Annotated in this window: 16 protein-coding genes; all 16 read right to left on the minus strand. The window is 48.4% G+C overall.

The annotated features are described in order from the left end of the window. Window positions 1-272: 272 nt before the first annotated feature. On the minus strand, window positions 273-1,769 hold the full coding sequence (gene lysS / locus GON05_RS29900; RefSeq protein ID WP_157324441.1) for a lysine--tRNA ligase: 1,497 nt from the start codon (window positions 1,767-1,769) through the stop codon (window positions 273-275). Window positions 1,770-1,894: 125 nt separating this feature from the next. Continuing rightward, window positions 1,895-2,371 carry a transcription elongation factor GreA gene (gene greA / locus GON05_RS29905; protein ID WP_127457170.1) on the minus strand — a complete coding sequence of 159 codons (477 nt, stop codon included), beginning with the start codon at window positions 2,369-2,371 and terminating at the stop codon, window positions 1,895-1,897. Window positions 2,372-2,592: 221 nt separating this feature from the next. Next, complete coding sequence (gene dusB, locus GON05_RS29910; protein WP_181646444.1) at window positions 2,593-3,609, minus strand: tRNA dihydrouridine synthase DusB; 1,017 nt, start codon at window positions 3,607-3,609, stop codon at window positions 2,593-2,595. Between the two features lie 17 nt (window positions 3,610-3,626). After that, window positions 3,627-3,839: a helix-turn-helix domain-containing protein gene (locus GON05_RS29915; protein ID WP_157324443.1), complete on the minus strand. Its 213-nt coding sequence runs from the start codon at window positions 3,837-3,839 to the stop codon at window positions 3,627-3,629. Next, window positions 3,821-4,336: a 2-amino-4-hydroxy-6-hydroxymethyldihydropteridine diphosphokinase gene (folK, locus tag GON05_RS29920; protein WP_157324445.1), complete on the minus strand. Its 516-nt coding sequence runs from the start codon at window positions 4,334-4,336 to the stop codon at window positions 3,821-3,823. The genes GON05_RS29915 and folK overlap by 19 nt, the downstream gene beginning before the upstream one ends. After that, window positions 4,333-4,701 (minus strand): dihydroneopterin aldolase, encoded by a 369-nt coding sequence (gene folB, locus GON05_RS29925; RefSeq protein ID WP_157324447.1) that lies wholly within the window; start codon window positions 4,699-4,701, stop codon window positions 4,333-4,335. The genes folK and folB overlap by 4 nt, the downstream gene beginning before the upstream one ends. A 17-nt stretch (window positions 4,702-4,718) precedes the next feature. Continuing rightward, a complete protein-coding gene (folP, locus tag GON05_RS29930; protein WP_157324461.1) occupies window positions 4,719-5,534 on the minus strand; it encodes a dihydropteroate synthase in 816 nt (271 codons plus the stop codon). A 33-nt stretch (window positions 5,535-5,567) separates the two neighbouring features. Beyond that, entirely contained in the window at window positions 5,568-6,431 is an 864-nt protein-coding gene (pabC, locus tag GON05_RS29935) for an aminodeoxychorismate lyase (protein WP_157324463.1), read from the minus strand. A gap of 3 nt (window positions 6,432-6,434) precedes the next feature. Beyond that, window positions 6,435-7,016 (minus strand): aminodeoxychorismate/anthranilate synthase component II, encoded by a 582-nt coding sequence (gene pabA / locus GON05_RS29940; protein WP_157324465.1) that lies wholly within the window; start codon window positions 7,014-7,016, stop codon window positions 6,435-6,437. A 33-nt stretch (window positions 7,017-7,049) separates the two neighbouring features. Then, window positions 7,050-8,582, minus strand: a complete 1,533-nt coding sequence (locus GON05_RS29945) for an anthranilate synthase component I family protein (RefSeq protein WP_157324467.1) — start codon at window positions 8,580-8,582, stop codon at window positions 7,050-7,052. Between the two features lie 121 nt (window positions 8,583-8,703). After that, complete coding sequence (gene cysK / locus GON05_RS29950; protein WP_127457161.1) at window positions 8,704-9,645, minus strand: cysteine synthase A; 942 nt, start codon at window positions 9,643-9,645, stop codon at window positions 8,704-8,706. A 111-nt stretch (window positions 9,646-9,756) separates the two neighbouring features. Continuing rightward, window positions 9,757-10,707, minus strand: coding sequence for a peptidyl-prolyl cis-trans isomerase (locus GON05_RS29955; protein ID WP_157324469.1), 951 nt, complete (start codon window positions 10,705-10,707; stop codon window positions 9,757-9,759). Between the two features lie 34 nt (window positions 10,708-10,741). Continuing rightward, window positions 10,742-11,608: an Hsp33 family molecular chaperone HslO gene (hslO, locus tag GON05_RS29960; protein ID WP_157324471.1), complete on the minus strand. Its 867-nt coding sequence runs from the start codon at window positions 11,606-11,608 to the stop codon at window positions 10,742-10,744. 23 nt (window positions 11,609-11,631) lie between these two features. After that, on the minus strand, window positions 11,632-12,396 hold the full coding sequence (locus GON05_RS29965; protein ID WP_127457158.1) for a type III pantothenate kinase: 765 nt from the start codon (window positions 12,394-12,396) through the stop codon (window positions 11,632-11,634). Further along, the gene (gene nadC / locus GON05_RS29970) at window positions 12,393-13,262 is read right to left on the minus strand and encodes a carboxylating nicotinate-nucleotide diphosphorylase (RefSeq protein ID WP_157324472.1); all 870 of its coding nucleotides are present in this window, start codon (window positions 13,260-13,262) and stop codon (window positions 12,393-12,395) included. The genes GON05_RS29965 and nadC overlap by 4 nt, the downstream gene beginning before the upstream one ends. Before the next feature lies 1 nt (window position 13,263). Beyond that, complete coding sequence (nadB, locus tag GON05_RS29975; RefSeq protein ID WP_157324527.1) at window positions 13,264-14,874, minus strand: L-aspartate oxidase; 1,611 nt, start codon at window positions 14,872-14,874, stop codon at window positions 13,264-13,266. Window positions 14,875-14,928: the final 54 nt, after the last annotated feature.

The following is a 14,928-nucleotide window of genomic DNA, read 5'->3' on the forward strand; positions in this document are numbered from 1 at the left end:
ATTTATAGTCGATTGCTCGACTGTGCTTACTCACTCGTTGTTCAGTTTTCAAAGATCAAGAACTCTTGTCCTATCCGCTCTCTTTCGAAAGCCGGAAGTTCAATATACCATACTGAGTTTTTGTTTGCAACTTATTTTTTAAGTTGTTTTTCAACCATTTGCTCGTTGTCCTCAGCGGCAACTTTTATAAGATACCACAGACGCCACAGACAATGCAAGTACTTTCGACAAAAAATTTCGAGGCACCTTACGATGCCCCGAAATGGTCTTCCTTACTCTCCTTGACGCTCACGCATAAGCGGGAACAACAAGACATCGCGAATAGATGGGGCATTGGTCAATAGCATAACCAAACGGTCGATTCCTATTCCTAAACCACCGGTTGGCGGCATTCCATATTCCAAAGCACGGATGAAATCCTCATCCATTTCATGAGCTTCATCATTCCCCTGCTCTTTCTCACGAAGCTGAGCCTCAAAACGCTCTCTTTGATCGATAGGATCGTTAAGCTCAGTAAATGCATTCGCATGCTCACGCGCTACGATAAAGAGCTCGAAGCGATCCGTGAAGCGCGGATCTTCCGGGTTCTTTTTGGCAAGCGGTGAAATTTCTAGAGGATGTCCATAAATAAAGGTCGGCTGGATCAGCGTCTCTTCTACAAACGTCTCAAAGAATTGGTTCAAAATATGACCAAATGTCATATGAGGCTCCACCGGCACATTATGCTCTTTGGCTAAGCGATGCGCTTCTTCATTCGTCATTTGAACGCCGAAGTCTACACCTTTCACTTCTTTAACCGCATCAACCATGGAGATACGTCTCCAGCCAACAGCTAGATCAACCACATGATCTCCATAAGGAATCGAAGTCGTACCAAGAACCTCTTGAGCGATATGCGCAATAAGCTCCTCAGTTAGCTTCATGATGTCTTTGTAGTCAGCATAAGCTTCGTACAACTCAATCATCGTAAACTCTGGATTATGGCGCGTGGAGATACCTTCATTCCGGTATACACGACCAATTTCGTAAACTTTCTCTAGTCCGCCAACAATTAGGCGTTTCAAGTGAAGCTCAATCGCAATACGCATATGAAGCTGCATATCCAAAGCATTATGATGCGTATTAAACGGACGAGCCGAAGCCCCGCCTGCAACCGAATGTAGCGTCGGTGTTTCCACCTCTAGATAACCCAGTGAATCCAGGTAACGGCGCATCGACTGAATAATACGAGAACGCTGAATAAATGTCTGTTGAACATCTTGATTCATAATCAAATCAACATAACGTTGACGATAACGCAATTCTACATCGCTAAGACCATGGAATTTGTCCGGAAGCGGAAGCAAAGACTTCGTCAATACTTCAAGAGACTTGACCTTAATGGAGGTTTCTCCGGTTTTAGTTTTAAAAACAACACCTTGAACGCCAACCATGTCGCCCAGATCCAAAAGATCAAAAGCTTTGTACTTGTTCGCATCCAACGCATCTTCCCGCACGTAGATTTGAATTTTCCCTGTAATGTCTTGGATATGAGCGAAACTTGCTTTACCCATGCCTCTTTTTTGCATAATACGTCCTGCAATACTAACCTCGTGGTTCTCTTCGTCCAGCTCTTCCTTTGTTTTGTCCTGGTAAGCTGTCAAGATCTCTTGCGTTGTATGCGTTCTAACGTATTTGCTGCCGAAAGGGTCTACGCCCAAACCGCGAAGCTCGTCCAATTTGTTACGGCGAATGACGAGCAATTCGTTCAATTCCACTTCCTGGCTCATGTTTTCATCTCCTACATATTTTAGTAAAGGGTGCTAAAACCGGAAAAAAGCTTCCGTAAGGAAGCTTTCCAGACAATTTGCCTATGCTAAGCAAAGGTAAACTGCAACGGGGCTGCGGCTGCACGCTACTTTTTAATATCAACAATTTGATACTGAATGACACCAGCTGGAACGTTAACATCAACGGTTGCGCCCTTTTGCTTGCCAAGAATTGCTTTGCCCACCGGGCTTTCATTGGAAATCTTATTCTGTAGCGGATCAGACTCCGCGGTACCTACAATATTGTACTCAACCAAATCACCGAATTCCAAGTCCTTCAGTGTAACGATGGATCCTACACTTACCGTGTTGATATCCACATCGTCGTTATTAATAATCCGCGCATTGCGCAGCATTTTTTCTAAAGTGATGATTCTGCCTTCGATAAAAGCTTGCTCGTTCTTCGCATCTTCGTACTCGGAGTTCTCACTGATATCGCCATACCCGATAGCAACCTTGATTCTCTCCGCGACTTCGCGGCGCTTCACGGATTTAAGATGCTCAAGCTCGTCCTCGAGCCTTCTCAAACCTTCTGGTGTAAGAATGACCTCTTTTTCAGCCATTACCAACTGATCTCCCGTCATGTGAAAGATTTTCATATCGTTGAATCGATGCTTCCTGCTAGGAGTTAGGTCTTTATAGAGCTGATTCAAGTAGTATGAATTCACGGTTATAAAATTAGGAACTTACTCGTTTGTCTTTCAATATATGCAGGAACACATTAATATTGACTGATTATATTGCAACCGTTTCAAAATGTCAATCTCAACCATAGCTGCATGATTTAATGCAGTACGGGAGATTCTTCTTGGCTGGATGACGACGATTGCGCAGCTAGGTGCTCAACGTATTCATTCAGTGTCCGAACCATTTCATCACGCTTCAACATCTCCATAATGGCGTCCTTCACACGAGCTGCTCCTGTTAATCCCTTCAGGTACCAAGCCATATGTTTACGCATCTCTTTGACGGCAACGTGCTCGCCTTTGAGTGCTATGAGTCGGTCCATGTGCAGGATGGCGATGCGGATTTTCTCTTCCGGTGTTGGTTCCGGAGGTAACTCCCCATTAGCAAGATACTGAACGGTACGGTATAGCATCCACGGATTGCCTAATGCACCACGGCCGATCATGACGCCATCCACACCTGTTTGGTCCAACATGCGTTTGGCGTCCTCAGGCGTAACTACATCACCATTACCAATAACCGGAATCGACAAAGCTTGCTTCACATCTCGGATAATGTTCCAATCCGCTTTCCCTGTGTAGAGCTGCTCGCGCGTACGACCGTGAACGCTAACTGCGCTGCCGCCGCCTCTTTCGACAGCTTTTGCATTTTCGACAGCATAGATGTGATCAGAATCCCAGCCGATCCGCATTTTGACGGTAACAGGTTTGTTTACTGCCTTTACGACGGTCTCGATCATTTGTTCAATTTTATCCGGTTGAAGCAGCCAACGTGCGCCAGCATCACATTTGGTGATTTTCGGCACCGGGCAGCCCATATTGATATCAATAATATCTGCGTTGGTTTGTTGATCTACGATTTTGGCTGCCTGCACGAGTGTTTCCGTGTCGCCGCCGAAGATTTGTAAACTGAGCGGTTTCTCCCGATCATCTACATATAACATTTCCATCGAACGGGTATTCCCGTGAACGATAGCCTTATCACTTACCATCTCCGCACATACCAGCCCTGTGCCAAACTCTTTGGCAATCAGACGGAATGCAGGATTACAAACGCCTGCCATCGGGGCAAGCACAACTTTATTGGGAGCTTCGACATTACCTATTTTCAGCACCGAAGATTCCACCTCTCTTATCTCGCAACCACTGCGACTAACTCATCCGGCTCGATACCAAGCACCTGCGAGATTTTATTAATGATTTTCGTATCCGGTTTACGTGTACCTCTTTCAATTGCACCCAAAATGGCGATCGATACGCCGAGCAAATCAGCCAATTCATTCTGGGTATATCCTTTCAATTTACGAAAAGCGCGTATGCGCTGAGCTACTGAGCTTTTTTCCATAACACAACGCCTTCCTTTCCTTCCAGTTTCTCCAGATTCGCGGAGATGAATTCAAATGCAGCATCTTGCCGCTCGTAGAGAACCTCTGAGAGAGGGACTAATACAAAAGCCCGCTCATGCATCCGCGGATGCGGAATGATCAAGTCGGGGGTCGTAAGCTGCTCGTCGCCGTACAGAAGCAAATCCAAATCGATCGTTCTTGGACCCCAGCGCACGTCGCGCTTTCTCCCCAAACGATTCTCAATGGCCAGCAATTTGAATAGCAAATCTTCAGCAGGAATAACTGTTTGTATCTGAACGACCATATTAAGAAAAGCAGACTGGTCTACATAACCGACCGGCTCGGTTTCGTAAATACTGGACAAGCCAGTCACGACAATACCCGACTCCTGGTTCAGCGCTGTAATCGCATCCTGCAAATATTGTTCGCGATCATTGATATTGGATCCTAATGCGACATAAGCTGCAATGTTGCGTTCTTGTTCCTCGGCTGTCATGTCGTTGCCCGCTTTCGGTTAATCTCTACAGTCACGCCGTCAAAAATAACGGCAAAGGGCGGATGCGGCTTAATGACGCGAACCGTCACTTCATTGATACTAGTATAAGTATGAAGAAGCATTGATGCAATGTTTTCCGCTAAAGCTTCAATTAATTGGAAAGTGCGTCCTTCGACAATTTCTTTCACTTTGAAAAAAACCTCGCCATAATTCACCGTATCATCGAGATGATCCGACTGTCCGGGTTTATGCAGCGGAAGCATCAGCTCGACATCCACATAAAAGCGCTGGCCCAATTTATTTTCTTCCGGAAAAACACCGTGATTACCAAAAAACTGCATGCGAGATAGTGTGATTTTGTCCATTGTTGTGGCCTCCTTCATTATGAGCGAATAATGGCATCCGTCATGACGGCGGCCCGCTTGGTTGCTAATACATCATGCACGCGAACAATCCCGCAGCCCTGTGCGATTCCCAGCACGACGGTTGAAAGCGATCCTTCCAACCGCTCGGCCGGCGGCAGATTCAGCGTCATCCCGATTACACTTTTACGAGATGTACCTAGGAGGACCGGATACCCGAGATCAACAAGAGGGCGCAGTTGGTTCATAAGCTGCAAGTTCTGTTCGTAGGATTTCGCAAAACCGATGCCAGGGTCCAAAATAATCCGTTCGTCGCGAACCCCCGCGTCTCGGGCTTGACTCACATATTGCCGAAGATCGTTCAGCACCTCTGGCAGAAAATCCTTATATTCCGTGTTCAATCGGTTATGGGTAATAATGAAGGGACAATCGTAGCTCGCCGCTACGCCAGCCATACGGGGGTCGGCCTGTCCACCCCATACATCATTGATGATGTGCGCCCCTGCCGCCAAAGCTTGCTTAGCGACTTCCGCTTTATATGTATCTATAGAAATAGGAACGTTAATTTCTCGACTTAGCGCTTCAATGACGGGGATTACCCGGCGAAGCTCTTCTTCCTCGGTCACCTCCGCAGATCCCGGACGGGTGGACTCGCCTCCAATATCAATGATATCTGCGCCATCCTCAACCATCTGCCGAGCTCTGCGTATCGCATCTTCTACGGTGACATAGGATCCGCCATCCGAGAAGGAGTCCGGCGTTACGTTCAATATGCCCATGATGATCGTTCGATCACCGATGGGCAGCTCGTGTCCTTTGCAGGATAACACTTTCATCTGCTGTTCACTTCCTGTATGTTTATCAATTTATCAATATTCGTTATATGTCCGAATCAGCTCACGAGTGATGGGCCCCACTGTTCCTGTGCCCACTGAGATCTTTTGGCCACTAGGTGTATATAAAGTTGTGACCGGCACGATTTCTTGAATGGAATTGACCAAAAATACCTCATCGGCCTCCGTCAAATCTTCCCAACGATATAAACCATCTTGGGCAGGTAACTGCCCTCGCTGGGCAATTCGCAGTACGTGCGCTCTGGTGATTCCCGCCAAAATACCTGTATCTAGCGATGGCGTGTAGCATGTCCCGTCCTTAATGAAAAAGAGGTTGCTGACAATGCCCTCAGCCACATAACCCTCTTCGCTCATCATCAGACCCTCTGCGCCTGTGGCCCAGCGGTATTGGCTTAGCTCTCTTTTAGCCAAAATATTGTTCATATAGTGAAAAGACTTGAATCGGTACAAGCCCTCCGGTGTATTACGAGGCAGCTTCAGCAGCTGTAAGGCTTTGCCCTCTTCATAAATTTTCGCATCCCTCGGCGGGAGCGCCTTGATATAGACAATCTCGGTAGGCTGACCGTAATCCCCCGAAGGAAGACCAAGCGCTTCTACTCCAGCAGATACGGAAAAACGAATATAAGCATCCTGAAGCCCATTCGCAGCTAGCAGTTCATCAATTAACTTTTGCATGCGCTCAGTATCAGGCTCATACCCAATCCCCAGCTCCTTGCACCCCTCCGCAAGACGATTCATGTGCTCAGCAAGGAGAAAAGGAACTTTGTTATAGGTACGGAAGGTCTCAAAGAGACCTAATCCGTAAAGAAAACCGTGATCATAAACCGAGACCACGGCTTGTTGTTCATCCATAAGTTTGCCATTGATGCTAATAATCATAAATTAAGCTCCTGCTTTAGCCGTGCGGCTTAGAAAATTGCGCAGCATTTGGTGACCGTGCTCCGTAATAATGGATTCGGGATGAAATTGAACGCCCTCAATCGGATATTCCTTATGACGCAGCGCCATGATTTCACCTTCAGCCGTACGGGCACTGACTTCCAAGCATTCAGGCAGCGTCTCCGCTTTGACAATCAAAGAATGGTAACGCGTCGCGATGAAAGGAGAAGGTAACCCTTCAAACAACGTTTGGCCATCATGGAAAATTTCTGAGGTCTTACCGTGCATTAAGCGCTCAGCGCGAATGACGTCGCCGCCAAAAGCTTGTCCGATAGACTGATGTCCCAGACAAACGCCGAAAATGGGGATTTTACCCTTGAAATGGTCAATCAGTGATAGGCTAATACCGGCTTCATTCGGCGTGCAAGGCCCCGGAGATATTAAGATATGGTCGGGCGCCAAGGCCTCCACACCTGCTAAATCAATCTCGTCATTGCGACGAACGATGACTTCTTCCCCAATCTCCCCCAAGTATTGGACGAGGTTGTACGTAAACGAATCATAATTATCAATCACTAAAATCATTCTAAGCTCCCCTTTCGTCAGCCCTGCTCAGGCTTAAGCTCGGCTCATGCTCCGCTCGCTATATTCGATTGCTTTCCACATCGCTTTGGCTTTGTTCAAAGATTCGATATACTCACGCTCGGGAATAGAATCGATGACGATCCCCGCCCCCGCTTGAATATGCCCCATACCCTCTGCCGCCACCAGCGTGCGTATAATAATATTAAATTCCATATTGCCATTATAGTCAATCCATCCCATAGAACCCGTGTACGGGCCGCGGCGGACCGGTTCCAACTCTTCAATGATTTCCATCGTCCGAATCTTCGGGGCACCTGTGATTGTTCCTCCCGGGAACGTAGCCGCAATAACATCGTACGCATCCTTGCCTTCCGCCAGCTCACCGACAACTTCGGAGACGATGTGCATGACGTGGGAATAGTACTCGATGACCATGAAGTCTTTGACGCGGACGGAGCCGTACTTGGAAATGCGGCCAAGGTCGTTGCGCTCGAGATCGACCAGCATGACGTGCTCGGCGCGCTCTTTTTCGTTGTCGATGAGCTCGCCGGCCAGGCGCAGGTCATCCTGTTCATCTTTGCCGCGCGGGCGCGTGCCTGCGATAGGACGTGTCCGCAGGACGCCGTCCTCGAGCTGCACGAGCAGCTCCGGCGAGCCGGAGACGAGGGCGAAGCCTGCGAAACGCAGCAAGCCCATGTAAGGCGAGGGATTGACGATGCGCAGCGCCTCGTAGATCTCTTCCGGCGTCGTATTCAAGCGCCGGCTCTGTCTGACAGACAAGTTGACCTGGAACACATCACCTTGCGAGATGTAGGCTTGGATGCGCTGCACCGCCGCCATGTAGTCGGCTTTGCCGAACGCAGGCTGGATGCCTGCGATGCTCTCTACATCGATGTGCAGCTGCTCGCGCGCGATCGATGTCCCTCCTGGGCCGCCGCTGTGGGGCGAGCCCGCTGCGCTGATGGCCTGCCAGCGACGCAGCATGGCATCTGCCTGCGCTTGCGCCTGCGCGTATAGCTGCTGCAGATACGCATCATCCGCAGCCAGGTCCAGCTGCACGGGCATGTGGACCATGAGGTATAGGCTCTTCTCAAGGTGATCCACAGCCCATACTTGATCATACATCGCAAAGCTGTAATCCGGGATTGGCAGATCATCCGCTGCTTGTGTCGGGAGCTTCTCAATAGTACGAATTACATCGTAACTCCAATACCCGACACATCCGCCTAAAAACTTAGGCGCGCCTTCTACTTTGGGACTATGATGAGAAGACATCCATTGTTTCACGATCGAAAGCGGCTCGCCTTTCATGCGAGTTACACGACCGGACGAGGTTATTTCAGCTTCCAGCCCTTTTCCGTGTATCGTCGAAAATGGTTGTAACCCGAGGAACGTGTAGCGCCCGCCCTTTCCGCTCTCCAGTACAAAAGAATCCGGCGCCGCTTCCTTCCAAGCTGATTCCCAGGAGACGATACGATCTTCGCCCAGCTCGAGCTTCACGACGTAAGGCAGCATGGTATACGCGGAGGACCAACTACGCCACTGCTCTAGGGTTGTTATTATCATGATTGCCCCTCCTTCCAATAATATCCGAAGATTAGTTGTCCATTAGTATACTCCAACCTATCACAGAAAAAAAGCCCCAGCTGCAAGAGCTGAGGCTTACTTAATTGAATGAAGGTCAACTTTATTGCTCTTCGAATTGGTAAAGTGGCGTAGACAGGTAACGCTCACCGTTACTTGGTACGATCGCTACGACACGTTTGCCAGCTCCAAGTTCTTTGGCCACTTTCAAAGCTGCGAAAATCGCTGCGCCTGAGGAAATACCGCCAAGAATACCTTCTTCTTTGGCTACACGACGGGAAGTTTCGAAAGCATCTTCGTTCTCCACCGCAATGATTTCATCGTAAATGTTTGTGTTCAAAATACCAGGAACAAAACCTGCACCGATACCTTGAATTTTGTGAGGACCTGGTTTGCCGCCGGAAAGAACCGGGGAAGCCGCAGGCTCTACCGCATAAATTTTGATATCAGGGAAGTTTTCTTTCAACACGCCGCCAGCGCCCGAAATCGTACCGCCTGTACCGATACCGGAAATGAAAGCATCCAATTTGCCATCGTGACCTTTGATTGCTTCAACGATTTCTGGACCTGTTGTTTCACGGTGAACTTTCACGTTAGCTGGGTTCTCAAATTGTTGCGGGATAAAATAGGAAGGATTCTCTGCTTTCAGTTCTTCCGCACGTTTGATCGCACCCTTCATTCCTTCTGCTCCCGGTGTAAGAACAAGCTGAGCACCGTAAGCACGAAGCAGGTTGCGTCTTTCTAATGACATCGTTTCTGGCATAACCAGAATCGCTTTATATCCTTTAGCTGCTGCAACTAGTGCAATTCCGATTCCTGTGTTACCGCTAGTTGGCTCAACGATTGTATCACCAGGCTTAAGTTTGCCTTCTTGCTCAGCCACTTCGATCATGGAGATGGCAATACGATCTTTAACGCTGGCACCAGGGTTCTGATACTCCAATTTAACATAAACCTCTGCGCTTCCTTCCGGAACGACACGATTCAAACGAACAAGCGGTGTATCTCCAATCAAATCCGTAATGCTTTGTACTAATCTTGCCATTGCTAGTTCCCCTCCAGATTGAGTAATAGATGATTTCCGAGTTAATTAGTCGGTATTATACATTTAATCTTATCAATGCACCCACGCGTTGTCAACCACATTTTCACCGGCCTACTTAAACTGCGGAGCAATAACAGCTACTTTCCATTTCGTCCGAAGCTGCGAAATGTAATCTTTAAGCGGCGGAGCTTCCTGCAGCGCCAACTCTCTGCGCACATTTTCGCGAATAAATGCTTGATCCGGGTTTTCTTTGTCACGCTTGCTTTTCAGCTTCACTACGGCAAATCCTTGCGTTAACGGTACCGGCTTACTGACTTCCCCAGCCTTCAGCAATTTCGCGGCTTCGAGAACGGGCGCTGCCACAAAAGGGTCATCACCCTCAATCCAACCGAGGTCCCCTCCCGAATTATTGGTCGCGTCATCCAGGGAGCGATCTCTAGCCAGGATTTCGAAGCTTTCGCCTTTCGCCAACGCGGCAATCACCTTGTTCGCCTGATCCTTGGTAGAAACAATAATCTGCTGGATGTTGTACTCGGTTTCCTGCTTAAATTCGTCAGGATGCGCTTGGACATAAGATTCCACCTGAGCATCCGTTATTTGAATATGGCTGGTGGCGAGTTTCTCCAAAAGCAGTTTATTCGTGACGTCCTCTTTGATTTCTTGCCGGGATAGCCCCAACTGATTTTGCATAGAGGTATAAAATTGTTCTTCACTCTCATATCCTTGCTGCATTCGTTTCAACTCACGTGCAATCTCCGCATCTGCAATCGCAGTCCCCGTCTCGTTGCCCTCCAGACGTATCACTTCACGATCCAACAGTTGACCTAACAGTTCTGCACCATAATGTTGTTCCAACGCAGTTTGAAGCTCTTGCCGCGTAACTTCCCGACTTCCAATTTTGGCTACGACCTGCTCATTGTTCTGCTCGCCTTGCTGCTCAGGATCCGCTGGGTGACTCGATTCTGATTGGTTCATAGTATGAGTGATCAGCAAGGATGCGAGCACGAGAATACATACTGCCATCAGAATGATGACTCCCCACAATCGCTTTACGTTCTGCATCCTGACTCCTCTTCATTTCCATAATGCTGCTGATCTACAGATCAATCATCCGTTGCAAGTCTTCTTCGTCGAAACGATAGGCTTCATTGCAGAAATGACACACAACTTCGGCGAAGCCTTCATCATCGAGAATTTCTTGAAGCTCCGCTTTCCCCAGGGAAATGAGTGTCGATTCAATCCTTTCCCGGCTGCATTTGCAGCGGAACATAACATCCATCTGATCGAGTGTTTGAAAAGAAGGCAATACCGTCTGCAAAATTCCTTCCAGGGTTAATCCGCTGCCAAGCATGGTTGTAAAGGAAGGGATGCGTGAGAGCATTTCCTCAATTTCACTAATCTCCTGATCGCTTAATCCTGGAAGCAGTTGAATGACGAATCCACCCGCTGCCAAGATGGTATGATCGGTATTTACCAAAACACCAAGAGCTACAGCTGAAGGCGTCTGTTCCGACTTCGCAAAATAGTAGGTGAAATCCTCAGCTAATTCTCCGGAAATGATCGGAGTACTACCTTTGTAAGGTTCTTTGAGACCTAGATCTTTAGTTATGTACAAAAAGCCGTCCGTTCCGACCGCAGCGGCAACATCGAGTTTGCCATTCGCTTTGAGGGGAGGGTCAACCAGCGGATTATCCACATAACCGCGCACCTCGCCTTTGGCATTGGCATCGACCACAATCTGCCCGATTGGACCGTCTCCTTTGACTTGAATAATGAGATGCTCCTCACCTTTGAGCATGGCTCCCAGAAGAAGACCGGCCGCTGCCGTTCTTCCTAACGCCGCTGTGGCGGTAGGGGTCGTTTGGTGTCTTCGGCTAAGTTCATCTGTGAGGTCGGTGGTTTGCACTGCAAAAGCACGAACTCTTCCCTGAAGGGCCGTTCCTCGAATTAAATAATCGCCCATGTTACGTCCTTTCCTTAAACAGCTTATGCATTTCTCTCATAAATCATTTGTAAACCTTGCAGTGTCAGCAGAGGATTCACGATTTGAATCGTACGGGACTCACTGGAGATCAATTCTGCAAGTCCCCCCGTTGCTATGACGGTAGGATTTACATTAAACTCCTGTTTTACACGTTCTACAATCCCATCAACCTGACCTACGTAACCGTAAATAATCCCTGCCTGCATTGCAGCTACCGTATTTTTGCCGACTACGCTTTTCGGCTTCACAAGCTCAATACGCGGAAGTTTCGCTGCCTTTTGATACAGCGCTTCTGTGGAGATACCGATGCCTGGTGCAATCGCACATCCCACTAACTGCTGGTTTGGATCAATATAGTCATAGGTTGTCGCCGTGCCGAAATCAACAATAATACAAGGAGCTCCATATAATTCAAGAGCAGCAACCGCATTTACAATGCGATCTGCCCCAACTTCTTTGGGATTGTCTACCCGTACATTCAATCCCGTTTTAATGCCGGGACCTACGGTAAATGGCGTCCTTTTCAAATAATGCTTACAAAGGCTTTCCATCACGCTAACGAGCGGAGGAACAACGGAAGAGACGATTACTCCCTCCACTTCGCTGAATTTAATCCCTGAGTGTTGAAAAAGGCTATGCAACTGCATGCCGTACTCATCAACGGTAGCAGAACGGTTCGTGCTCACCCGCCAATGGTGCAGGAGTGTACGCTCTTTGTAGAGGCCAAGCACAATATTGGTATTCCCTACATCGATCACGAGAATCATAACGCCGTCCCCTTCCGTTCATTAAGGTCAAGTGAAATATCCAGCGCTGCAACCGAGTAGGTCAACCGTCCAACCGAGATCACATCTACGCCCGACTCAGCCATAGCTTTAATGGTCTGAACCGTTACAGATCCTGATCCTTCTACTACAATATGCGGAGCTTTGCTTTTAATTATGGAAACTGCTTCCTTCATCTTTGCCGGCGCCATATTATCCAACATGATAATGTCAGCCTGGGCGGATAACGCTTCATGCAGTTGGTCAAAATCTTCGACCTCGACCTCAATCTTCATGGTGTGGGGGATCTGCTTCCTAGCCGCTTGTATAGCCTGTGTGATACCTCCAGAGCCCTTGATGTGATTATCCTTGATCATAACAGCATCATAAAGACCGAAACGGTGATTATGACCGCCGCCTACGCGAACGGCATATTTCTCAAGCAGCCGATGGCCCGGCGTCGTCTTCCTTGTGTCAACAAGTCTGGTCGGCAAACCTTCCAAGGCGTTAACAAACTCCCGCGTTCTGGTCGCAATACCAGACAACCTTTGCATGAGGTTAAGGCTCAAACGTTCGCCAAGCAGGATGCTTCGCGTGTTGCCTTCCACTTCAGCAATAATCGTCCCTTTATTAACTGACGATCCTTCTGCGACTTTTGTTTCAAAATGAAGCGAGGAATCGACGACAGCGAAAACTTCGCGCGCAATTTCCAGACCACAGATAATTCCGTCTTCTTTGACGTGGATAATCCCTTTGGACGCATGGTCCAAAGGGATCGTTGTCAGAGTCGTGACATCACCGTTGCCAATATCTTCTTCTAACCAAAGCCGAATCTGTTTACGAATAAGTTCCATGTTTAAATCCAGCATATTAAATCCACTCCTCTATGCTATCTTCCCCGCGCTTAAAAACAATATGCTTCTTCCAGTCACGATCACCCCGTTCGGGGAAATCTTCCCGGTAATGTCCGCCGCGACTTTCCTCACGCGCCAAAGCCGCTGTTGTCGTAAGCAATGCACAGTTCAGTAAATTAGCAAACTCATAATCTTCACGTTTCGTCATCAAGGAATCAAAAATAGAAAGCTGTCTGGACAGTTCATCATGGCCTTTCTGCAGACCTTTGGCTGAACGCTTCAGTCCGGCGTAGCGCAGCATGACTTTCTGCAGCTTCAACTTCTTTTCGACAACAGCCTGATTCGGAATTTCCGTTCTTGGCGCTTCGGACTCCGCACGGATTTGAATGTCGCCTTCCAGAGCCGGCAGCTCTTGAATACGCTCGATAATCCTTCTGCCGAACACGATAGCTTCCGATAACGAGTTGCTCGCTAAGCGGTTAGCGCCATGTACACCTGTAGAAGACACTTCTCCGCAAGCGAAAAGTCGACGAACATGCGTTTCTCCGTGCAAATCCGTCTTCACGCCGCCCATCATATAGTGAGCTGCAGGAGCAACCGGGATCCAGTCTGTGCTCATATCCAAACCATAATTCAAGCAGTACTCATAAATCGTTGGAAACCGATGTTTAATTAGTTCCTCAGATTCATGTGTAATATCTATGTATACAAATGTTGACTTGCAATTCTCCATCTCGTCGACAATGGCGCGAGCTACAACATCCCTAGGCGCTAACTCGAGCTGTGGATGGTATCTTTCCATAAAGCGCTCACCTTTGATGTTGCGAAGGTAAGCCCCCTCGCCGCGAACCGCTTCGGAGATTAGAAAGCGCGGAGCGCCAGGATAGCACAGCGCCGTAGGGTGGAATTGTACGAATTCCACATCCTGTATTTGCGCGCCGGCGCGGTAAGCAATCGCGATGCCATCAGCTGTCGCGATGTCGGGATTAGTGGTGTAGCGGAACAGCTGCCCCGCACCACCCGAGCAAAGGATCGTGGCGTTGCCGCGGACAAAAACCCGCTGGCCGCCCGGCTTCTGCACGAGTGCACCGTAGCACTCGCCATCTTGCGTGATCAGGTCGATCACGAAGTGATCGTCCCAGATCTCGATGTTCGGATCTTGCTTCGTGCGCTCCGATAAGGCTCGTACAATTTCAGCGCCGGTAGCATCACCATGCGCGTGCAAAATGCGTCGCTGGCTGTGAGCCCCTTCCTTCGTCAAAGCGAACTCTCCGTTCTCCAGATCGAACTGAGTTCCCATTTGAATCAAATCCTGTACGCCGTTAGGACCTTCGTGAACAAGAACATCAACAGCCTCTGGTGAGCAGAGGCCGGCGCCGGCGATCAAAGTATCCTGCATATGATATTCAGGTGAATCCTCATCCGAAATAACAGCTGCAATCCCGCCTTGTGCATAACGCGTATTGCTATCGAGGAGAGATTTCTTCGTAATCATCAGAACTTTCTTATTTTCACTAGCGCGCAGAGCCGTAAATAATCCTGCAATACCTGCGCCAATCACAATCACATCTGTATGTACATGAGGAATGGAATTTAAGTCTACATCTACGAGGTATCTAGGAATCATGCCGCTCACCCGATCTTCACCATGTATTCTCGCCAAGAAACAGAATCTGAAAAG

The organism is Paenibacillus anseongensis (genome assembly GCF_009757995.1).
Lineage (GTDB): Bacteria > Bacillota > Bacilli > Paenibacillales > NBRC-103111 > Paenibacillus_E > Paenibacillus_E chondroitinus.